18 protein-coding genes and 1 riboswitch are annotated in these 22595 nt (G+C 30.0%); all 18 genes read right to left on the bottom strand.

Annotation, left to right across the window (positions count from 1 at the left end):
- Positions 1 to 29: 29 nt before the first annotated feature.
- The 18 genes from B5S50_RS13860 to B5S50_RS13775 all read right to left on the bottom strand — a co-directional run bounded on the left by B5S50_RS13860 (position 30) and on the right by B5S50_RS13775 (position 22585).
- The gene (locus tag B5S50_RS13860; protein WP_217302141.1) at positions 30 to 1223 is read right to left on the bottom strand and encodes a type II secretion system F family protein; all 1194 of its coding nucleotides are present in this window, start codon (positions 1221 to 1223) and stop codon (positions 30 to 32) included.
- Positions 1220 to 2896, bottom strand: coding sequence for a GspE/PulE family protein (locus B5S50_RS13855; RefSeq protein ID WP_217302140.1), 1677 nt, complete (start codon positions 2894 to 2896; stop codon positions 1220 to 1222). Before B5S50_RS13855 ends, B5S50_RS13860 begins: the two co-directional genes overlap by 4 nt.
- A 64-nt stretch (positions 2897 to 2960) precedes the next feature.
- Positions 2961 to 3485, bottom strand: a complete 525-nt coding sequence (locus tag B5S50_RS21845; RefSeq protein WP_302180670.1) for a type II secretion system protein — start codon at positions 3483 to 3485, stop codon at positions 2961 to 2963.
- A 330-nt stretch (positions 3486 to 3815) separates the two neighbouring features.
- Complete coding sequence (locus B5S50_RS13845; RefSeq protein WP_217302138.1) at positions 3816 to 4565, bottom strand: A24 family peptidase; 750 nt, start codon at positions 4563 to 4565, stop codon at positions 3816 to 3818.
- Positions 4566 to 4618: 53 nt separating this feature from the next.
- Positions 4619 to 4702, bottom strand: a riboswitch (cyclic di-GMP riboswitch).
- A gap of 68 nt (positions 4703 to 4770) precedes the next feature.
- On the bottom strand, positions 4771 to 6096 hold the full coding sequence (locus B5S50_RS13840) for a bifunctional diguanylate cyclase/phosphodiesterase (RefSeq protein ID WP_254306762.1): 1326 nt from the start codon (positions 6094 to 6096) through the stop codon (positions 4771 to 4773).
- Between the two features lie 661 nt (positions 6097 to 6757).
- The gene (gene rfbC / locus B5S50_RS13835) at positions 6758 to 7324 is read right to left on the bottom strand and encodes a dTDP-4-dehydrorhamnose 3,5-epimerase (protein WP_217303808.1); all 567 of its coding nucleotides are present in this window, start codon (positions 7322 to 7324) and stop codon (positions 6758 to 6760) included.
- A gap of 196 nt (positions 7325 to 7520) precedes the next feature.
- Positions 7521 to 8408, bottom strand: a complete 888-nt coding sequence (gene rfbD / locus B5S50_RS13830; RefSeq protein WP_217302136.1) for a dTDP-4-dehydrorhamnose reductase — start codon at positions 8406 to 8408, stop codon at positions 7521 to 7523.
- Entirely contained in the window at positions 8405 to 9256 is an 852-nt protein-coding gene (gene rfbA / locus B5S50_RS13825) for a glucose-1-phosphate thymidylyltransferase RfbA (protein ID WP_254306761.1), read from the bottom strand. Before rfbA ends, rfbD begins: the two co-directional genes overlap by 4 nt.
- 262 nt (positions 9257 to 9518) lie before the next feature.
- Entirely contained in the window at positions 9519 to 10574 is a 1056-nt protein-coding gene (gene rfbB, locus B5S50_RS13820) for a dTDP-glucose 4,6-dehydratase (RefSeq protein ID WP_217302134.1), read from the bottom strand.
- Between the two features lie 320 nt (positions 10575 to 10894).
- Complete coding sequence (locus B5S50_RS13815; RefSeq protein ID WP_217302133.1) at positions 10895 to 12262, bottom strand: mannose-1-phosphate guanylyltransferase/mannose-6-phosphate isomerase; 1368 nt, start codon at positions 12260 to 12262, stop codon at positions 10895 to 10897.
- A 52-nt stretch (positions 12263 to 12314) separates the two neighbouring features.
- A complete protein-coding gene (locus B5S50_RS13810; RefSeq protein ID WP_254306598.1) occupies positions 12315 to 13745 on the bottom strand; it encodes an oligosaccharide flippase family protein in 1431 nt (476 codons plus the stop codon).
- Between the two features lie 43 nt (positions 13746 to 13788).
- Positions 13789 to 14790 (bottom strand): UDP-2,4-diacetamido-2,4,6-trideoxy-beta-L-altropyranose hydrolase, encoded by a 1002-nt coding sequence (gene pseG, locus B5S50_RS13805; protein ID WP_217302132.1) that lies wholly within the window; start codon positions 14788 to 14790, stop codon positions 13789 to 13791.
- Positions 14791 to 14799: 9 nt separating this feature from the next.
- Positions 14800 to 15852: a pseudaminic acid synthase gene (pseI, locus tag B5S50_RS13800; RefSeq protein WP_217302131.1), complete on the bottom strand. Its 1053-nt coding sequence runs from the start codon at positions 15850 to 15852 to the stop codon at positions 14800 to 14802.
- A 7-nt stretch (positions 15853 to 15859) separates the two neighbouring features.
- Entirely contained in the window at positions 15860 to 17044 is a 1185-nt protein-coding gene (locus tag B5S50_RS21945) for a GNAT family N-acetyltransferase (protein WP_217302130.1), read from the bottom strand.
- 8 nt (positions 17045 to 17052) lie between these two features.
- Positions 17053 to 18243: a UDP-4-amino-4,6-dideoxy-N-acetyl-beta-L-altrosamine transaminase gene (gene pseC / locus B5S50_RS13790; RefSeq protein WP_217302129.1), complete on the bottom strand. Its 1191-nt coding sequence runs from the start codon at positions 18241 to 18243 to the stop codon at positions 17053 to 17055.
- Between the two features lie 16 nt (positions 18244 to 18259).
- Positions 18260 to 19318, bottom strand: coding sequence for a UDP-N-acetylglucosamine 4,6-dehydratase (inverting) (pseB, locus tag B5S50_RS13785; RefSeq protein WP_217302128.1), 1059 nt, complete (start codon positions 19316 to 19318; stop codon positions 18260 to 18262).
- A complete protein-coding gene (locus tag B5S50_RS13780; protein WP_217302127.1) occupies positions 19319 to 20773 on the bottom strand; it encodes a hypothetical protein in 1455 nt (484 codons plus the stop codon).
- Between the two features lie 15 nt (positions 20774 to 20788).
- Positions 20789 to 22585: an asparagine synthase-related protein gene (locus B5S50_RS13775; protein WP_217302126.1), complete on the bottom strand. Its 1797-nt coding sequence runs from the start codon at positions 22583 to 22585 to the stop codon at positions 20789 to 20791.
- Positions 22586 to 22595: the final 10 nt, after the last annotated feature.

Raw genomic sequence — 22595 nt, 5'->3', positions numbered from 1 at the left:
TTTCCTTAAAACTAAATATAATTTTTATTTTATTTCACCCCCTGTGCCATTTGAACTATAGGTAATGCTACTCCTAATATAACTACCCCAACAATTAAACCTATAACCAGGGTTAAAATAGGTTCCACAAGTGACATAATTCTAGCAATACCTGTTTCTACTTTCTCATCATATATGTCAGCCAGTTTAAACATAATCTCATCAAGCTTACCTGTTTCTTGTCCTACTCTCATCATCTGCGTCACAAGAGGCTTGAAAATATTTTCACTTTCAATAGAATCAGCAAAAGTTGTACCCCCAATTAGCTGGTTTTTAACTTTATCTATTTTTTTTGACATAAACATATTTTCTACAACAAGCTGCACATTATCCATTATAGTTATAATAGGAATTCCAGACTTTAAAAATATTCCCATACTTCTGGTAAACCTAGCTGTTATAATATCTAGCTTAACATCTCCTAAAATAGGAATCTTTAACTTAAACTTATCAACAAAATATGCAACTTTAGAAACTGTATTTATATATTTCAAAAAAATTACTGCTATAATCGTACAAATAATTATATACAGATAATTATTATCAAAAAAATTCATAATACCAAGTACAATTACTGTTATAGCAGGTAATTTCATGTTTTCAAATAGATTTTTTATTTCAGGAAATACAATAAAATTAAAGAATACAAGCATTCCTAGTGCTACAATTAAAATTAACATAGGATACACAGCTGCACTTTTAATTTTACTTTTTATACTGGCTTCTTTTTTATAAAAACTCTCCATATTATATAATACAGTATCTAAATTTCCACTGATTTCTCCTGTTTTGACCATATCAATTAATAGTTTTGGAAATTTCCCGCAGTTTTCCATAGATACATCCAAACCATTGCCTTTTTTTATACCATCCGTTATATTTAAAATTATTTTCTTCATATTCTTATTTTTAATTTGCTGCTCCATTATTTCAAGTCCATTTAAGAGAGTTATTCCTGAATTTAAAATCATAGCAATTTGCCCACAAAAATTAGCCAAAATTTCATTATCAAGTTTCTTATCTAAAAACTTAAATCTAGATAAACTAAATTTTTCTTTTACATATATTACTTTCAACCCTTTACTTTTTAAATTTCTAAATGCTTCATCAGCATCAATATCTTCAATTTCTTCCTTTATTACATTAAATTCATCATCCCAAGCTTTATATATAAATTTTTTCATATATTATCTCCATAAGTAGCCCTTAACATTTCTTCAACAGTAGTTACTCCATTTAAGACCTTATTTATACAGGATTTCCTTAAAGTATTCATGCCCTTATCCACAGCTAATTTTTCAATTTTATTTTCAGTATAATCTGTATCTATGATATTTTTAATGTCATTATCTATTTCAAGTATTTCAAATATACCTATTCTTCCCCTGTAACCTGTATTATTGCACAAGCTGCATCCTTTACCTCTCTTTAGTTTAACCGGTTCTTTAAGTCCAAGTATTCTCATTTCTCTCTCATCACTCATATATTCTTCGGCACAACTTGGGCATATCTTTCTAACCAGTCTCTGAGCTACAACGCCTGCTAAAGTAGAAGATATAAGAAAAGGCTTTATGCCCATATCCAGAAGTCTTCCAATAGTTCCTACTGCATTATTGGTGTGGATAGTTGATAGTACCAAATGTCCTGTAAGTGCAGATCTTATAGATATTTCCGCCGTTTCATTATCCCTTATTTCTCCTACAAGAATTATATCGGGATCCTGCCTTAGTATACTTCTTAACCCACTGGCAAAGTCAAATCCAATCTTAGTATTTACCTGCATCTGATTAATACCTTTTAAATTATATTCTACGGGATCTTCTATTGTTATTATATTTTTTGATACGTCATTTAATATGTTTAATATGGAATATAGAGTTGTAGTTTTACCACTTCCTGTAGGTCCTGATACCATTATTATACCATATGGACTTGCAACCATCCTCTTTAGTTTCATTAATTCATCGTTTTCCAGTCCAATTTTTTCAAGATCCATTGAAAAGCTGCTCTTATCAAGCAGTCGCATTACAATTTTTTCACCTAAAATAGTTGGGATGGTGGAAACTCTAATATCTATTGTATGCTGCTTAACTTTAAAGTTAATTCTGCCGTCCTGGGGTATTCTATTCTCAGCTATATTTAAACTGGCCATTATCTTTACCCTGCTTATTACAGCAGAAAGCATGTCTATGTCCGTTCTCATAATTTCCCTCAGCATACCATCTACTCTAAATCTAACTCTCATTTCTTTTTCATCCGGTTCTATGTGAATATCCGAAGCATTATATAGCATTGCATTTTCAATTATGGTATTTAGAAATTTTATGATTGGTGCAGCTGTTTCATCAGCTAACTCCTGATCATTTTCCACCGTCCTATTTGCAAAGTTTTTTCTATAGTCCTGTACTGCTTCTTGTGCCTTACTTTTTCCATAATATTTTTGAATATTTTTCAATATACTATTTCTAAGTGCTATAGCTGTTTTAACATGATAGCCTGTCGATACTTTTATATCCTCTATGGCAAAATAATTTAAAGGATCACTCATAACTACAAGTAAAGAACCATTTACAATGTCTATTGGAATAGCCTCACGTTTTTTTGCAGTACTTACAGGTAAAATATCTATAATATTCTGGGATACATTGATATTATCTAAATTTATCAAAGGTATGCCAAGCTGTTCTTTTACTGCATTAACTATCTGTTCATCTGTTGTAAATCCCATATTTACAAGTACTTCTCCAAGTTTTTCACCTGATTCCTTTTGCATTCTGAGAGCCTTCTCCATAACTTCTTCAGTTATAACTCCCTCATCTACAAGTATCTGTCCCAGACGTTTTTTTATTTTTGGCATAATAAACACCTCTAAAAATCATTATATTATAAAGAACATGGAAAAACCATGTTCTTTAATTAACCTATTTAACTTTTAATGGTTGAGTAGGAGTTCCACCTTTATCATAACCAAAAACAGCATATCCATCACTATATACATAAATTACAACTGCGCCCTCATGACTAGCATCGTTACCATTTACAGAAGCACTAGTAACTGATCCTCCTCTACTAATAATTACAACCGATGCATTTCTTTTAGCAAAAGGATTAATTAATTGTTCATCCGTCTTGGTTGTATCTGTAGGACAAAGGTCTCCTGCTTTAGAATTATTAGGTGCTGATAAATTAAAGTCTGATTTCATCTTCGATATAAGTTGGCCATAGTGTAAATAGCCATAAGCTCCTCCGTTATTTGTAACTGTCGTTTCCAAATAACCTCTTACAGTATTCACATTGGTAGTTACACCTGCATTTTTAGAATTGCTTTTAAATATTTGCGACTTAGGAATTAAAACTACAGCAAGTATGGCAATAATAGCAAGTACTATCATGAGTTCAATAAGTGTAAAGCCTTTCTTCTTTTCTAATGTCATTACATTTTCCACAGACATCCCATCCCTTCATTAATTAAAATAACTCAATAGCTCAGCTTTCCCATATATGGAATTTGGGCTTAATATAAAAAAATTGTGAAACAATTTTTTTAAAGAACAAAGTTCAAAGTTCAAATATCAAATAAGGATAATTTTCTTCCTAACGTCAGAAAATATTAAAATTATAGATTTCCTGAGATACGAGGGAAATCATCTTTATCTGTTCTTTGTTATTTGAACTTTGTTATTTTCAAAAGCTTTGTTTCGCAATATTTTTAAACTATGAAAGTTGATTTAAAATAACATACTATAAATTAATATATGTCTTACAACACCCTTTTGTTATAAATACCAATTTACAATATTTTGTCCACAAAATACTGTAATAATAGATGCCAGTACAATAAATGGTCCAAAAGGTATGTAGTCTTTTCTTGACTTCTTTCCTGACAGAATAAGTATTACTCCTGCAGTGGCTCCTATAATAAAGGATAAAAACAACATTAGGAAAGTAAGTTTAAGCCCAAGAAACAAGCCGCACACAGTACAAATTTCTGCATCTCCCCATCCCATGCCACCTTTTGTTATGAGAATGATAAGAGCTAAAAGTCCACCGCCTACTATACCTCCATATACATATGTCTTTATAGGCAGGCCATTATAATAATATATTACTAAAAATATAAATGTAGAAATCAGACCTACTACTGTGGTTTTAAAATAAATGTCAGTGGTATTCAAATCTATCATTCCTACCACAATTAAAATACTTATAAATACAATATATTTTACAATATCTATGCTAATTCCAAATTTAACATAAAGCATAGTGTACAACAAACCAGTTGTAAATTCTATAATAGGATATCTTGCAGATATCTTCTCTCCACAATTTCTACATTGTCCCTTTAAAATAACATAGCTTACTATAGGAATTAAGTCATACCATTTAATCCTGCTGCCACAATTTGTACAATGAGAAGGTGGATACACAATAGATTCCTCCATTGGTATTCTATATATGCATACATTTAAAAAACTTCCTATTATGGTTCCAAAAACAAAAACAATAATACTACAATAAATATACATATGCACTCCATTTTTAGGGTTAAATAAAGCCTTATGATTATAAAAAAGTTCTATAATCATAAGGCCGGTTGCATCATTAACTCAATACACACCAGATGCCCATATAAAGTGCGTATTTCATTGTTTCCCATTAATATATTAAATCATTTATTATGATTTTACCATAAACTTCACCAAAATATAAGTGTTTTTAAAACTTTGTACTTTATTTTTTGCTTTCTGAAAAGATGCTATTACCTGGCTTACTAAAGTTTGATGTTTTCATAAAATTTACAAGATCATTGGAACTAAGAGGTTTTCCAAAGAAAAAGCCCTGTACATTAATGCAATTAGCTTTTTCTAAACATTTAAGCTGCTGTTCTGTTTCCATACCTTCTGCCACTACCTCCAAATTTAAGTCATTTGCAAGATTGATAAGATGTCTTACAATAGTAAACTTTTTTTCAGATTTATCTATACCATTAATAAAAGATCTATCTATTTTTATTCCATCTATAGGCACACTGTATAGGTAATTTAAAAATGAATATTGAGTTCCAAAATCATCAACAAATATTTTTATTCCCATATCTTTTATATTTCTCAAGGCAGATGTAATTTTTTCAGTAGAATTAATAGCCGTCCTCTCAGTTATTTCAAAATTAATATATTCAGGCTTAACTTGCGTTATTTCCAATATATTTTTAATAAAAGTAATAAAAAAATCATCTTCAAATTGTCTTATAGACAAATTAACAGACATAATTAAATCGGAGTATCCAAGGCTATGAAGTCTTTTTGCCTCAAGACATGCCATATAAAAGACAATTCTGCCTACTTTCTTTATTTCGCCATTTCTCTCTATTCCATCAATAAAATATGAAGGTGTTAGTATCCCAAACTCTGGATGATTCCATCTGATAAGAGCTTCCACTCCATAAATCTCACCGCTGTTAACGTTTACCTGTGGTTGATAATATAATATGAACTCATGATTAATCAAAGCATCTTGTATATCAGTTCGAATTTTTTCTTCCATAGCATTATTTTCATACATATTAACATTAAAAAATTCATATGTGCTGCCGCGTTCTTTATTTGCACAATTTAAAGCTATACTTGCATATTTAAATACATTACCAAGCTTCCTATCATCATAGGGATATAAAGAAATTCCTAATTTTATTTCCAATTTTAATTTTTTATCTGCCAATAGAAACGAATCATCACTTATTTCCATTATTCTTTCTACAATCTCTACAGAACTGCGTCTAGATTTTATATTAGGTACTATAATAAGCAATATGTTCCCGCCAAACTTATAAATATATGATTTTTGATTAATAAGACGTTTTATCCTGTTCACAATATTATGCAATAAAACATTGCCGTATTTGTACCCTAATATATAATTGCATAAACCTAAATTAGACATATTAAGAAGGCATATTGAGAAGCTATCTTTTTCCTGTACATATTTATACATAAATTCATCAAAATTATAGATAGAATAATTTAAGTCATAATTATAAGGTAAGAAATCCTTTTTCATGGACAATATATCACCGCCCTTATATTTTGATAAATGCTCCAAAATATAATTAATTTCATATTTTAATAATTTATTATATCATACATTTAGATTTAATTCAAATTAATAGGATAATTGTATAAAATTAACTTGCCCAAGTAATACTTTGAATAAAATTAAAACCACCAATTAGCTATCATATAACTAACTGGTGGTTAAGCAAATCCTAACTCTTTTGAGTACTCTGATCTTACCTGAATATTCATCACCCTTTTTCAATTACCATTACAATGTATTAATACACTATAAAAATTTAATTTATTATTTTTTTCAAACACACTTCTAAAAAACTTCAATTAACTTTCTACCAAAAGACTTACCTTTAAAACTATACTGCTTTATTACATAACACTTTAATCTAAACTTACCAAATTTCATACATTCTTGTTGAACATTCTTACAAATTAAATATTCACAAGTATTTTTCAGATATTCCTTATAACTTACTCCAGTGAATATTTAATCATATTTACTTTCGTTCTAAATAAGTGTATTAATATCTGATTTTTTAAACTTTCTACTTCTTTAAAACAATTTCCTTAGTACTCTTTTCGAGTTAGGATTGCTAGAAGAAGTTATATCTTTCTTCTTGAATTTATTATATAGTAAACGTTTATATAAGTCAACACTTTTTTATATTATTTTTGCACTCTTTTAGTGTAGGCCATAATTTATCCCTTTCAGAAAAAATAATATTGTCAATTCCCTCAAGAGGCCATTTTATATTTATATCAGGATCATTCCATATAATACCGCCTTCATCTTCAGGATGATAAAACTCAGTACATTTATAGCAAAATTCTGCTTCGTCTGAAATAACTAGAAATCCATGGGCAAATCCCTTTGGAATATAAAATTGTTTCCTGTTTTCTTCAGATAGTGTAACTCCTATCCATTTCCCATAGGTAGAGGATCTCTCTCTTAAATCTACAACAACATCAAATACCTCTCCTTTTTCTACTCTCACCAATTTTCCTTGAGAATAGTTTTTTTGAAAGTGAAGTCCCCTTAAAACGCCCTTCTTAGATTTAGATTTGTTATCCTGAACGAACACCTCATCAAGACCTGCCGACTTAAAATCATTATAGTTATACGTTTCCATAAAATAACCTCTATTATCCCCAAAAACACCTGTTTCTATTATGTACACACCTTCTATATCTACTGGTTTAAAATTAAATTTACCTATTTCAATCATATCCCTTCCTGTTCAATTCACAATTCACAGTTCACAATGCACAATTGAAAGTTCAAATATAAATTAAAGTTTAAAGTTCAAATAACAAATATCAAATGTGGAAAGTTTTCTTCCTGTGTCAGAAAATAATTATATTGATTTTGCTATAGCAAAATTTCATTATTTGTTCTTTGATATTTGATCTTTGTTATTTATTTTTGTACAGTTTTTCAATAAAGGATTTAAGTGCATCTTCCCACTGTCTCATGCCATCACCAATGCTGCACCGGAGCATCATATTATCAAGAGAAGAAAATTCCGGTCTTTTAGCTGCCCTGTTGAGTTTTTCCGAAGTCATAGGAGATACAGTGCAGTCTATGCCAGCATGCTCCACAATTTTGCAGGCAAAATCATACCAGCTGCATTCACCCTTACCACTGCAGTGGTATATGCCATATTCACAAGTAAGAGCAAGCTTTAAAATATGATAAGCAAGATCCTCTGCATTAGTAGGATTACCTCTCTGATCATTTACCACATCTAAATGTCCTTTTTCCTTTGCAGCTTTTAATATAGTATATACAAAATTTTTACCGTATAAACCATAAAGCCAGGACGTCCTTACTATAAAATACCTGCTGTAATTTTCTCTAATATACTGTTCTCCTAAAAGTTTAGTCTTTCCGTAAACACTAACAGGATCAGGTGAGTCATATTCCCTAAAAGGTATAGTACCCCTGCCGTTAAAAACATAATCAGTAGAAATATGTACAAGTTTTATTCTTGTATTTTGTGAAGCTAATGCTAAATTTCTAGCTCCTAAGGAATTTACTTTAAAGGCACTTTGAAAATCAGTTTCACACTTATCTACATTAGTATAGGCAGCACAATTTATAATTATATCTGGAGCATAATCAGTTATAAAATCTCTGACATCATTTAATTTTGTTATATTCAATTCTTCTTTACTGGTGAATCTTACTTCAGCATCAGAATAAACTTTATCAAGTGCTCCTATTTCAGATGCTCCTCTGATTAAAATCTCTCGCAGCTGCCCAGCAAGCTGTCCTTTTCCTCCTGTAATCAATATCTTCAATTGTATTCACTCCTAAAATATGAATGATGCTGTTTATTCAACAATCCTAAAATATACTTTCCATAAGCAACTTTTTTAAGAGGCTCTGCCAACTTTATCAGTTGATTGTCATCTATGTATCCTTCTCTATAAGCAATTTCCTCTATACAAGCTATATAAAGTCCCTGCCTTGTCTGAACAGCTTCTACAAAATTAGCAGCATTTAAAAGTCCCTGGGGAGTTCCAGTATCAAGCCAGGCCATTCCTCTTCCAAAGAGCTCTACTTTAAGTTTGCCTCTTTTTAAATACTCATTATTTATGTCTGTAATTTCAAGTTCTCCCCTTGAAGAAGGTTTGATATTCTTTGCTATGTCTACCACATCATTTGTGTAAAAGTAAAGTCCTGGTACTGCATAATCGGACTTTGGCTTTGAAGGTTTTTCCTCTATGGAAATAACATTGAAATCATCATCAAATTCCACTACACCAAAATTTTCAGGGTTACTTACATGATATCCAAAAATAGTTGAACAATTATGTCTGTCTGAAGCAGCCCTTAACCTTTCCGTAAAACCATATCCATGAAATACATTATCTCCTAAAACAAGAACTACATCGTCATTTCCAATAAATTTTTCTCCAACTATAAAAGCCTCAGCAAGTCCCTTTGGCTCATATTGCACTTCGTACTGAAAGTGAAGTCCAAGCTGACTTCCATCACCAAAAAGTTCTTTAAAAGCACCTGTATCCCTTGGTGTGGATATAATGAGAATATCGCGTATTCCAGCTAGCATAAGTACAGAAATTGGATAATAAATCATAGGTTTATCATATATTGGAACAATCTGCTTAGATATTGCCTTAGTCATTGGGTAAAGCCTGCTTCCAGAACCACCGGCCAGTATTATGCCCTTTCTCAAAGTTTAACACCACCTTTTTTAGTTGAGAATTAATAGTTAAGAATTAATAGTTATGGACGATTTCCAATTGAAAGTTTAAACATCAATTAAAGTTCAAAGTTCAGATAACAAATATCAAATTAGGAAAATTTTCTTCCTGCGTCAGAAAATAATTATATTTATTTTGCCTATAGCAAAATTTCATTATTTGTTCTTTGATATTTGAACTTTGCTATTTGTTTTTATACATTTTCTCATAGTATTTCTTATACTCCCCAGAAGTCACATTATTCATCCAATCTTTATTATCTAAGTACCATCTTATAGTTTTTATTATTCCGTCCTCAAATTTTGTTTCAGGATACCAATCAAGTTCATCTTTGATCTTTGTAGGATCAATGCCATATCTCCTGTCATGTCCTTTTCTGTCTTCCACATACTTTATAAGATTTTCATCTACAGAAGGATCTACATTGTCATGTATATATGAAATTATTGTTTTAACTATATGAATGTTTGTTCTCTCATTATGCCCGCCTATGTTATAAACTTCACCATATCTCCCACTATTAATAACCTTATCTATAGCCCTGCAGTGATCTTCTACATAAAGCCAGTCTCTTATGTTAAGTCCATCACCATATACAGGAATATCTCTTTTATTCAAACAATTGTTTATGACAAGTGGAATGAGTTTTTCAGGGAATTGATAGGGACCATAGTTATTGGAACACCTAGTTATATTTACAGGCATTTTATAGGTATCAAAATATGCCTTTACCATCAAATCAGCAGACGCTTTACTAGAAGAGTAAGGGCTGTGAGAATCCAGTGGAGTTTTTTCCGTAAAGTAGCCTTCCTTTCCAAGCGACCCATAAACCTCATCTGTGGAAACCTGAATATATTTTTTGTTCTCTTTAAGACCACCTTCTATAGTCCATGCATTTTTTGCAATATCCAAAAGTGCCACAGTTCCCATCACATTCGTTTTTACAAATACTTCAGGATCTCTTATGCTTCTGTCTACATGAGATTCTGCTGCAAAATTTATTACATAGTCTATATCATGCTTTTGAAACAACTGTTGAAGTTTTTCTCTATCACATATGTCTCCTTGGATAAATCTGTAGTTAGGATTTTTAGATATGGTCTCTAGGTTTTCAAGATTACCTGCATAAGTGAGTTTATCGTAGTTTATTATTTTTACATTTAAGTATTTTTTTAACATGTAATGAATAAAGTTAGAGCCAATAAAGCCTGCTCCTCCTGTCACCAGGTATGTTTTCATATAGGTATCCCTCACTTTTTTAACTTATTTAAAGTTGTATAACTCAACTTTCACAGTTTGAAAATAATGTGAAGCAAAGCTTCGCAAGTTAAGAATTAATAATGAAGAATTAATAGTGAAGGATGATTTTTAGCTATCGCAAAAAATCTTTAAATTTATATAAATCAGCACTGTTTCGCTTTAGCGAAACGAGTGATTAAAAGCTTAATTAAAAATTTTTTGTAGTGTAACGGAAAAAAATCCACATTAACTATTAATTCTTCATTCTTAACTATTAATTTAAAAAATTGCTTCACATTATTTTTATTTTTCTCAGCACATCAGTCATCATCAAATCTTACAATATCATCTTCTTCTAAATAGTTCCCCATCTGAACTTCAATAATTTCAAGAGGTATCTTCCCTGGATTCTCAAGTCTGTGTTTTTGTCCAGGTTTTATAAAAATACTTTCTCCTGCAGGTACCAGCTTTTCTATATCATCTATTGTAACTTTTGCCATACCCTTAACAACTATCCAATGCTCACTTCTATAATAATGCATCTGATAGCTTAACTTTTTACCCTGGCTTACTTTAATCCTTTTAATTTTAAATGAATTTTTCTCTTGCTCTAGAACTTTATAATTCCCCCAGGGCCTGTAATCCTGGACATGATATTCTACCCTACTATCATTTCTTTCTTTTAAAGCTTCTACAACTTTCTTTACCTTTTGTGACTGGTCTTTTTTACAAATAAGCAAGGCATCTCTATTATCAACTACAATTAAATCATTAATACCCACAGCTGCAACTAACTTGTCTTTTTCCGAATATATGTAATTGTCCTTTGAATCAATGAGTATACTATCAGCATGAGATATGTTATTATTTTCATCTTTATCAAAAACTTCATAAAAAGAATCAAAACTGCCAAGATCATTCCAGCCTATATCTACAGGTTTAACCGCAATATTTTTACTTTTTTCCATAATGCCGTAGTCCATTGAAATTTTTTTATCTATTTTTCTAAAAGCTTCCTTTATGGTATTACTACTTTTAAAAGCATTATATATATTTTCAGCATAAAGCTTTACTTCATTTATAAATATCTCAGTATTAAACATAAATATTCCTGCATTCCAATAATATCCCTCATTAACATATGTAACAGCTGTCTCATACTCCGGCTTTTCTTTAAACTCTTTTATTTCATATCCATTTAATTTTTTATTTCCCGGTGCAATATACCCATATCCGGTATTCGGACTATCCGGTTTAATTCCAAAGGTTATAATTGAATCTTTAGTTAACGGTTCTGAACTTTTAATAATATTTGCAAATTCCTTACCTTTTATAATCATATGATCAGAAGGAAAAACAACTACTGTATCGTTACCTTTTTTAGCTATTTCATAAACACCTGCGTAAATTGCAGGGAGAGTATTTTTAACTTCAGGTTCAACAATTATATTAGATTCATTATATTTATAATCTAATTCTTCAACTTCACCCATTACTAAAAATTTATACTTTTCATTGGTTACTACATATATATCATCTAAATCTGCCAATAATAAGCTTCTCTTAAAGGTTTCTTGAAATAAGGATGGTTTATTACCTTGCAATTTAATAAATTGTTTTGGATATCTGCCACGACTCAGCGGCCATAGTCTTGTTCCACTTCCACCTGCCAGGATTATTACTTTCATTATATCAACTCTCCCTTTAATTCAGCTGCTTAATTTAATACATTTGTTACTACTATAACTTTCCCATATCAATTATCATATTTCTTAAATTTCTATAATATAAAATAAACGTTATAGCACTAAGAGTCACAATATATAAGATAAAATTTATATTTATAAAGCTAAGAGCTATACATATAACTGTAAATGATGTAAATTTTAGATATACCTTTAAAGTATTCCTTATGAAGCTTATTTTTAAGTTTAATATCTTTAGATATATCAAATGCTGCATTATGGAATACAATATATTGGTCATCAAGGTTGCCAAGGAAACTCCAATTATCCCCATGCCTGATTTAATGAAAATATAATTAAGAATAACTGCTGCTGCAGTTGCTAAACATTGTAGATACACTGAATATATCTGCTTTTTATTTGATACGGTAAAAACATTGGCAAAATAGGATATTTCGCTGAAAACTCCACCAAAAACCAATATTCGATATATATCAATACTTACAGAATATTTAGGTAAAATTATATTGGTAAAAGGTTTTATTAATATTATGCCTACTAAGCATAAAACTACTCCTAGAACTTCTACATACCTAGTATACTGTTCTATTCTTTTTAAAATTTGTCTTCTGTCATTATTTCCATTAATATATAAATTTTTTATGACTTTAGGATAATATAAAAACAAAACCGAGGATATGAATACCATAGTCCCATTTACAAGCTGATTTGAAAATGTGTAGTATCCTAAATTCCTGTATCCTAAAAAATTAATTGTCATCAACCTGTCAACTGTTGTTAGAATATAAAATCCCAAATTATATATAAGTAATGGAACTCCAACTATTATTAAATCTTTTAAAACTTTTTTATCTATGCTCAGTTTAATCTTTTCACTATTTTTATAACCATAGATAAAAACTATAATATCCGCTATGAACATAGCTATTAATACAGAATATATTTTAAAATATTTTATAGATATGATTATCAGCACAAATGATAATACATTATTGATAAGCTCTATAAAATTTATCTTTCTAACCTTATTAACCAGCCTATAATAATTAATATAGAAACTTCTATACTGCTCTAAAATTCCTATAATAAAAACCAACAAAATATAATTGCCTAAATTATCATTATATATGAACTTAGCAATTATACCAGCTGCTATTAATAATATTGACAATATGAATAATGCCGTAAAAGATGTACTAATAACTTTACTCGCTTTATCTTTCTCGTTAGTTGATTCATATATGACATATTCTCTATTCATGGAATATAATATTCCCAGATTAGAATAGGATAGATAGCTTAAAATAAGCAGCAGATTGCCGAGTACACCTAATAATTCAGGTCCAAGTGCCCCAGCATTAACTATTCCTTTTAAAAATGCAATAATTAATGCTATATATTTAATAGAAGAATACTTTAATAAGATATTGATTCTACCATTACTAAAAATTTTCTTAAGTTTCATTACTATATATACCGCCTTAACTATTTTATAATAGCGTGTTCATTTAAAACATTTCATTAATATTTTTACAAAGCTTTTCAGCTCCATTTTTATCAATAACTATACTCTGGTTATAATTCATCTGTTTTCTCCTATTTAAGTCACTACACAATTCTTCTACTGTATTTACCAACTCTTCCTTATTTAATTTATCTATAGGACCTAAATTGATTATCAATTTTTCTTGTTCCATTTTTTTAGCTATTTCCTTTTGGTTTTCTGCAATTACCAATCCTAATGTCGGCACTCCGCAGGCTGCCAATTCATACAGCGTGCTCCCGCAGGTTGATATAGCCACATCACACCTATCCATTAAATCTTTCATATTTGTGTTAAAGTGTAATTTAATGTTACTGTTCATTTTCTCATAGTTACTAAGTTCATCTATATATTTAAAAGATGGTCCTACTACAACATGAAAATTGTATTTTAATTCTTTTATAAATTGTAAAATCTTTGATGTATAGTTATTAAAATCTGACCCACCTAGAGTTATTAAAATATCTTTTACAACTTCATTTACCTTCTTAATTTTTGATTTTCTAAATTCATCTCTGAATAAAGCAAAACCAGGCCCTAAAAATAGCACTGTCCTTTTGTCAGTATTATAATTTAAATCTTCTGCATTTATATTTTGATTTATTATAAAATCCACATCAAAATGATATAAATTCATATCATCAAAATATCCCGTCTTTTTAAATAACTTTTTTGTTTTAGTAAAATAATGCTCATCTACATCATAACTGTCTGTTATCAGACAATCACACTGAATCCTTTCTAATTCCCCCAATACATTATTTTCGTCTATAGTAATTACTTTAAAGCCTTCTTTTTTAACTTTTTCTATGCCATAACTATACCTGTCACTTAACGCTTTATCTATTCTGCATAAATAAAAAACATCATTAGTTTTCGCAAGTTCCTTAGCTAAAACCAATGTTCTCATAATATGCCCCATACCTATTTGAGAGCCCCCATCTGCTCTTATTGCAATTGCAGCCATATAATCACCCTATTTAACATACTTCCAATGCAGTGGAGTACCTTTCAGTAAATTTTCACCAGCAGTTCTTCCTAAAATGTCATCAATGTATTTAGGAGGTAATCCAAATGCCGGTCTTATTGATCTAACATTTTCCTCTGTAAAAGTTTCCCCTGCTTTAATATCTTTTACTGCAAATAAAGATCTGGAGAATTCTCTGTTTTTCATCTGCTTTTCTGTTAGTTCATAGCTAACTTTTCCAATAGCTTTCTCAGTATTTCGAATTGATTGAACCATACTTTTTAATTCATGTGGTTCTAAAGAAAATGCAGCATCCGGTCCTCCATCTGCCCTTGAGAGTGTTATGTGTTTTTCAATAACTTTTGCTCCAAGTGTTACAGCTGATATAGGAACTTCTATACCTAACGTATGATCGGAAAGACCCGCTATTACATCAAAAGTTTCTCTCATATTAGGAATAGTTTTTAAATTAACTTCTTCAAATGGAGCAGGATAGGCACTAGTACATTTAAGAAGAATTATCTGATCATTGCCAACTTTTTTACATGCATCTATAGCTAATTGAATATCTGAGATTTCTGCTATACCTGCTGCTATTATCATAGGCTTTCCCCTGGAAGCCATATATGTAATAAGTGGTATATCAGTAATTTCAAAAGAAGCTACTTTATATGCCGGTACATCCATATCTTCCAGAAAATCTACTGCTGTTTTATCAAATGGTGAAGAAAAACAAACAAGACCATTTTCTTCAGCTATTTTCTTTAATTCAGGCTGCCATTTCCAGGGCATATATGCCTCCTCGTACAGATCATGAAGAGTTCTTCCATCCCATAAAGTACCCTGTTTTATTTGAAAATATCTATTATAACAATTTATAGTTATAGTGTCTGCAGTATATGTCTGTAATTTGACAGCATCTACTCCTGCATCTTTTGCAGCATATATAAGCTTTACTGCATTATCAAAACTGCCATTATGGTTAGCTGAGATTTCTCCTATAATAAATGTTTTACTAGTTTCATTGATTTCAAAATTTTTGATTTTTATATTTCTGTTCATTAAAATCTCACCTGCTTAAATCTTTCTCAAACTTCATATTATAATCATCATTTTCTACCAAATTATAATGTAACTTTTCAAATATTTTTACGGAGTATATGTTTTCTCTTTTAACATAAGCTGTCAGTACAATATTCTTGTTTTCTTTCATAAGCTTATCCTGAAGCTTTTTCAAAATCTTATATCCATAACCTTTTCCACGAAATTGTTTTGATATGCTATAACTTACTACATTTTCATTTCCTTTTTTCTCAATTCTCACTATTCCTATGTTTTTATTGGGATCGGCTAATAGATAGATAAAGCAATCCGGGTCCTTCAATTTCTTAAAATACCAATTTACATGCTGGTCATAGGGTATTTCATTATTATCAAAAGAATTTTTTCTTACCTCATCCTCATTTACCCATTCATATATTAAATCACAATGGCCTTCACCAGCAGGTATCAAAAATAAGCTGTCATCAATTTTTTTCTGTTCTATACACTTATTGATTTCTTTTACTTCAGGGTTTTTCTCTAAAAATTTTACTATTTCATTCATGCCAAAATAATCTCTACCTTGAAACTGTTCATATATTATTGATATTAACTTAAAATCCTCTTCTGTATCTAGTGTCCATCTTAAATTTGAATAATCCATTTCATTTTTATATTGAAAAATATTGAAAATATTATCGTTATCCCAAATATAGGGTGTTACATGTTCCCTGTCTCTTTGAGATGTTGATTCATTAAAAGCTTTCTCCAATGCGTAAAAACTAAATACCTCCGTGTCTAATCCTCTTGGATAAGTCCTGTCTATAGTATTGCTTACATAATCGTATTTTTCTCTATTTTTCATATAGCACTGAATTATACTTTCAGTAACTTCACTATCTATGAGTGGGCAGTCAGATGTAACCCTAACAACCACATCCGCATTATTTTCCTTAGCAGCATAATAATATCTAGATAGTACATCATCTTCCGAACCCCTAAAACATTTTACCTTTAATTTTTCACACTCTTTTACAATAGCATTATCCTTTTCTAATGTGGTTGTAGCTATTACTATTTCATCTATATTTTTTATTCTTCTTAATCTATCTACATCGTGCTCCAGAACAGTTTTACCACAAATCTCTTTTAATACTTTCCCTGGAAACCTTGTAGAACTAATCCTTGCCTGTACAATACAAACTACTTTCATTTCAGTCACTACCTCTTATAATAGTTTATTACTTTTTTAACTCCGTTTATAACATCTGATACATCTTCATCCGTCATCTTAGGAAATAATGGTATAGTTATCATTCTTTCATATAATTCTTCTGCATTTTTGCATAGCCCTTTTCGATAACCTAGCTTTTGGTAATAAGGATGTAAGTATACAGGAAGGTAATGTACATTCACTCCTATATTTTCAGCCTGCAAAGCTTCAAAAATCTCTTTTCTTGTACAAGTTAATTTTTCCAAGTTCAATTTGATTACATATAGATGCCACCCTGAGTTAGAAAATTCAGCTTCATAAGGAGTAGTAATTTCATCTACATCTTTAAAAGCTTCATTATATGTTTTAACTATGTCTCTTCTTCTGCTTATGAATTTATCTATTTTATTCATCTGACTTGCACCTAAAGCACATTGAATATCTGTAATTCTATAGTTATAACCTAAGTCTATCTGTTCATAGTACCATGGACCTTCATTATGAGTTATCAAATCTTTATCCCTAGTTATTCCATGACTTCTAAAAAGAATCATTTTTTTATACAATTCATCATCATCCGTAACTACCATACCACCTTCGCCGCTGGTTACAGGTTTTACCGGATGAAAACTGAATTCTGTCATTTGTGCCTTTGTACCTACTTTTTTACCTTTATATTCACTTCCTAAAGCATGCGCAGAATCTTCTATTATCATAAGATTATTTTTACCTGCTATTCTTCTTATTTCATCTATATCAACGGATTGTCCTGTAAAATCTACTGGAATTATTGCTTTAGTTTTACTTGTTACTTTCTTTTCAATTTCTTTTGGGTCTATGTTATACGTCTTAGGATCTATATCCGCAAATACAGGTGTACCTCCACAATATAGAACACAATTAGCTGAAGCTGCAAAAGTTATAGGTGATACTATTACTTCATCACCTTCTTTTATTCCTGCTGCAAAACAGGCCATATGCAGTGCTGCAGTGCCACTAGCAACTGCCACTGCATGCTTTGCCCCTACATAGTCTGAAACTTTTTTTTCAAACTCTCTCACAAAAGGACCAGTGGTTAGGAAATCACCTTTCAGAACTTTTACTACTGATTCTATATCTTCTTCATCTATATCTTGCCTTCCATAAGATAAATATGTTTTCCTTATTGGTCTTCCACCATTGATTGCCAATTCATTCATTAATTATCTTCCCTTTCTATTTAGTGGGCATTACTTCATCATAGTGTATATCATTAACTTTATATGCATCAAATATACCTAATCTATACATTTCCTGTCTTAACTCATTTACTGTAAGCCACTGCGTGTTATTTCCAGAATTATATTCAAATCCTTCTTCTATTAGCTTTCCGCCAGATGTAAAATGTTTATCAAAACTCCACCAATCAAAATGAGGATAGATAATATAATGTTTTTCATATTCATAAGTGGTTCTTGAATCATCTCTTGTTATCATAATTTCATGCAGCTTTTCGCCTTCTCTAATTCCAATTTCTTTTATAACAACATTATCAAGCATTGCTTTAGCTAAGTCAGTTATAGTGAAAGAAGGTATCTTAGATATATAAGTTTCTCCACCTTTTGATTCATCTAATGCCTTAAATACTAATTCAACACCCTCCTCTAAGGTTATCCAGAATCTCGTCATTCTACAATCAGTTATGGGTAATTCTTTTATTCCTTTTTCAATTAAAGACTGAAAGAAAGGGATAACTGAACCTCTGCTTCCTGCTACATTGCCATATCTAACTACAGAAAATACAGTTTCATTCCCGCCTGAATAAGCATTGGCCGAAATAAATAACTTATCTGAAACAAGTTTTGTACCTCCATATAAATTAATGGGATTGACAGCCTTATCTGTTGAAAGTGCAACTACCTTCTGAACTCCTCTGTCTAAAGCTGCATCTATTATATTTTGTGCTCCATCAATATTAGTTTTTATTGCTTCGAAAGGATTATATTCGCAAGCTGGAACCTGTTTCATTGCTGCAGCATGTATAACATAGTCTACACCATTAAATGCCCTGTAAAGTCTATCTTTATCTCTGATATCACCTATAAAAAACCTAAGCTTATTTATTTTATCAGGACATCTTAACATAAAATCCTTTTTCATTAAATCTTGCTTAAATTCGTCTCTTGAGTAAATAATTATTTTCTTAGGATTATATCTTTTTAAAATCATCTCAGTAAACTTTTTTCCAAAAGAGCCAGTTCCTCCAGTAATTAAAATTGATTTATCATTAAGCATTTATTGTCCTCCTATTATTTCATCTTTTATGCTGTTAACTATATTTTTAATATTTTCATCTTTAAAAAAGGTTTTATCAAGCAAGTGACTATTTAAATTTCCATTTTTTAAACTTCTTATACAAGCTAATATAAAACAATTTCTATTATTTATCCTTTCGCCCTCGCATCTATCCCAATCTCTTAATCCAGTTATTATATTATCTCTAAATTCCTGAAAATTATTACATTTAAAGCTGTAATCGTATTCATTGTAAAACACATTTCCAAATACAAACACCGGCTTATCTTTCACTATAGCCTCATATCCTGTTGTATTTGTCAATGTTACTACTCCCATAGACTTTTCTATTAGCGCATTCATACTGAATTCAGGATGAACTAACTTTATATTAGGTATTTTTTTTAGCTCCTTGTAAAATGACAATTTTCTATTTGCGAACATTGCAGGATGTTCTTTAACGTAAATATAAGTTCCACCAGGTATGGACTTTGCTAGATTTTCTATAAATGCAAGCTGATTTAAATAGTACGGTGCAAAAGTCATTGTGGATGATTCAGGCTGATAATGCAGTGGTGTTAAATAATATCTTTTATTTAAGTTCACATTGTCGTAATATCTCTTGAGTAATAGTGACTTTATTGGGAACACAACTTTTTTAAGCCTTTTATTTATTTTTTCAGATATTTTTGGAGATTGATCTGCGGAATATTTTAAATCTATTTGATAGGACTTCATATATTTCTTTAATCTAATTACAGGGTTTTGCATATATAACTTTCTAAATAAATTTTTAAACTTAGTCTGCTTGCTAAATTTCATGTAATCAGGTACAGCTTGTTTTTTAAATCCTTCCAAATATTTATTAAGATATTCTCTTTCCTCTTGTGAAAAGCCATTTTTTTTATAATTAATATAAAGCTCTTTCAATCCATGACGTCTGCCTAATACATCTGAAAACTCCATCTTGTTACTGATTCTGCCATGCCAAAAAAACAGGTACTTTATCCCCAAATGCTTGCTAAGATAGTAAGATATCAAATCGCTTGAACTAGACAGCTCACCTATAATGACTTCGTATTGTGTTTTTTCAAGCAGCATTAAAGAAAATTTAACAAGCATATATATAATTTGTTTTCTATGACTTTCACTGTAGTTTATAACAAGCCTATCTGCATATAAAATCTTATTTATTGGTAAGTTATAATTTAATTCAAATTTATACAATTCATCATCTATATTTACATTTTCTTCCGTGTAAGTCTTACAGAATTCCGTAAAGTCATATATATTTCTAAAGACCTTTTCCTTCTCATTTAATTCATAAGCATCTAAATAGTTGCGGTAACTAAACACACAACTGTCAACAAAGCTGTTCTCATTATCAGACAATATTTCTTTAGAAATAGTATATTCTCTTTTGGGTGCCTGCTTAGTTAAATATAAAATTTTCAATTTACTCACATCCATCTATTCTATATAACTTTTCAAAACATCTAAAACAAATATATTATATATTTTTATCAAATAACTATAATCCATATCATCATAAATTCTATTTTCACTGCAAAACTGACTTACTAACTTATCTAGTCCTAAATTTATGATTGCCAAATTATTTAATAGTGTGCTCTCATTTAACCTGTCTTTTACTATCTTTCCAAATTGGTCGTTAAAATATAAATGAATTGTACTGGAAACTGCTTTTTTTCTTCCTGCTAAATTAATAGGCACATTTTCATCTTTTAACATTCTCATCAGTAAATATTTATTATTTATTGTAAATCCATTTCCGAACCCTGATTTGCCAATATATCTCTTGTTGGAATATTTAAATGGTATGGAAGCACTGACTTCTGCCAATTTAATATCATAAAAAGGAAATTGGCATGTATTATAGTAGTGATTGCATAAACTATCCATATATTTAATGTCATCTGTGTACTGCTGACCCCATCTTAGCCAGGTAATTTCATTAAATAACTCTTGATAGCTTAGCTTTTCATATTCTATATTCTCTTTTATCTCTTCTTCTAACATGCTGTTTACATTATTGTTATCTATGAAGCAATGTAAAAAATATTTAATCAAATATTTCTCCATATGTTCGGCATCCTTACATCTCTCCAGGGCTCTTGCAATTTTTTTGTTAAGTTTTAAAGTTGCAAGCTTTTTACCTAAAAAAGGAAGTACCTTAGAATTAATTTTATTTTTAAATATTATATCATCTAAAATATTGACATATGGCGTGTGCAGTCTTGTATCCTGACCTGTAAACACATTATATTCCTTTAGTTTCAATGATTTGAAAATACTTCCTATATACATTACACCCCAGTAAGGAAAATTGAGGTTTACTATATCTTCTAATATTTTTTCATTAATATCAGATGGATCTATTAACACTTCCCTATGCTTTAATCCAAAATAATCTGCCACTTTTTTTGCATATGGAGCTTCACTATTTTTTTGGTTTTTCACTGATACATTAAATGATTCCAATGAACTGGTTGTGCAATTTTTCAAGGCATAACACATAACATTAGAATCTATACCACCTGACAACATTATTCCATTAATTGAGCCTACTCGTTTTTGATGAGATTTTATTATTTCATTTTTTAAAGTTGCTATGGATTCTTCCAAACTGATATTATTGTTAATTTCATATTTAAAACTATATGCCTTTTCTTTTTTTAAAGAATTATTATTTAAGTCAAATTCATAAATATATGTCCTGCCTATTTCATAAACACCTTCATATAATGTGTATGGCTCCATTAAACAGTCCATTACATACATCTGTTCAATTGCAAAATCACTAATTTCAACCTTTTTAATAGCTTTTGCAATACTATGAACATGCATTGACATAACCAATGTGCCATCTTTATAAAAATAATACATAGGTACAACACCATTTGGTGTTCTGAAACTATATATTTTATTCTCTACTTTATCTATGATAATAATCGCATAGTCAACCTTATATAATAAAGAATTAAATAACTCTTTGCAGACACTGATATCTATAAAGCTTAAATTTTCAAATAATTTTCTTATATCATACTTGCTCTTGGAAAAAAACAGGATTTCATATCTATCCTTATGTTTAAAATATTCAACTGTTTTAGTGAAATATATATTGTACCTATCTTTTTTTATATTACTAAAATTATATTGTTCTTCAATAAATTTGCCATTTAATTCTACATTACTATCATAAGAATTTAGAAAAAATAAATTGTCCTGTAATCCTATATCCAAGTTATCTCCT

It is taken from the genome of Clostridium sp. 001 (assembly GCF_019056555.1).
In the GTDB taxonomy this organism is placed as follows: Bacteria; Bacillota; Clostridia; order Clostridiales; family Clostridiaceae; genus Clostridium_B; species Clostridium_B ragsdalei.
This window is presented reverse-complemented; position numbering and strand designations above follow the sequence as displayed.

Coding starts and splice junctions, on each gene's coding strand:
- B5S50_RS13860 (WP_217302141.1), bottom strand. CDS start 1,223: ATGAAAAAATTTATATATAAAGCTTGGGATGATGAATTTAATGTAATA.
- B5S50_RS13855 (WP_217302140.1), bottom strand. CDS start 2,896: ATGCCAAAAATAAAAAAACGTCTGGGACAGATACTTGTAGATGAGGGA.
- B5S50_RS13845 (WP_217302138.1), bottom strand. CDS start 4,565: ATGTATATTTATTGTAGTATTATTGTTTTTGTTTTTGGAACCATAATA.
- B5S50_RS13840 (WP_254306762.1), bottom strand. CDS start 6,096: ATGAAAAAGGATTTCTTACCTTATAATTATGACTTAAATTATTCTATC.
- rfbA (WP_254306761.1), bottom strand. CDS start 9,256: ATGACTAAGGCAATATCTAAGCAGATTGTTCCAATATATGATAAACCT.
- rfbB (WP_217302134.1), bottom strand. CDS start 10,574: ATGAAAACATACCTGGTGACAGGAGGAGCAGGCTTTATTGGCTCTAAC.
- B5S50_RS13815 (WP_217302133.1), bottom strand. CDS start 12,262: ATGAAAGTAATAATCCTGGCAGGTGGAAGTGGAACAAGACTATGGCCG.
- B5S50_RS13810 (WP_254306598.1), bottom strand. CDS start 13,745: ATGAAACTTAAGAAAATTTTTAGTAATGGTAGAATCAATATCTTATTA.
- pseG (WP_217302132.1), bottom strand. CDS start 14,790: ATGGCTGCAATTGCAATAAGAGCAGATGGGGGCTCTCAAATAGGTATG.
- pseI (WP_217302131.1), bottom strand. CDS start 15,852: ATGAACAGAAATATAAAAATCAAAAATTTTGAAATCAATGAAACTAGT.
- B5S50_RS21945 (WP_217302130.1), bottom strand. CDS start 17,044: ATGAAAGTAGTTTGTATTGTACAGGCAAGGATTAGTTCTACAAGGTTT.
- pseC (WP_217302129.1), bottom strand. CDS start 18,243: ATGAATGAATTGGCAATCAATGGTGGAAGACCAATAAGGAAAACATAT.
- pseB (WP_217302128.1), bottom strand. CDS start 19,318: ATGCTTAATGATAAATCAATTTTAATTACTGGAGGAACTGGCTCTTTT.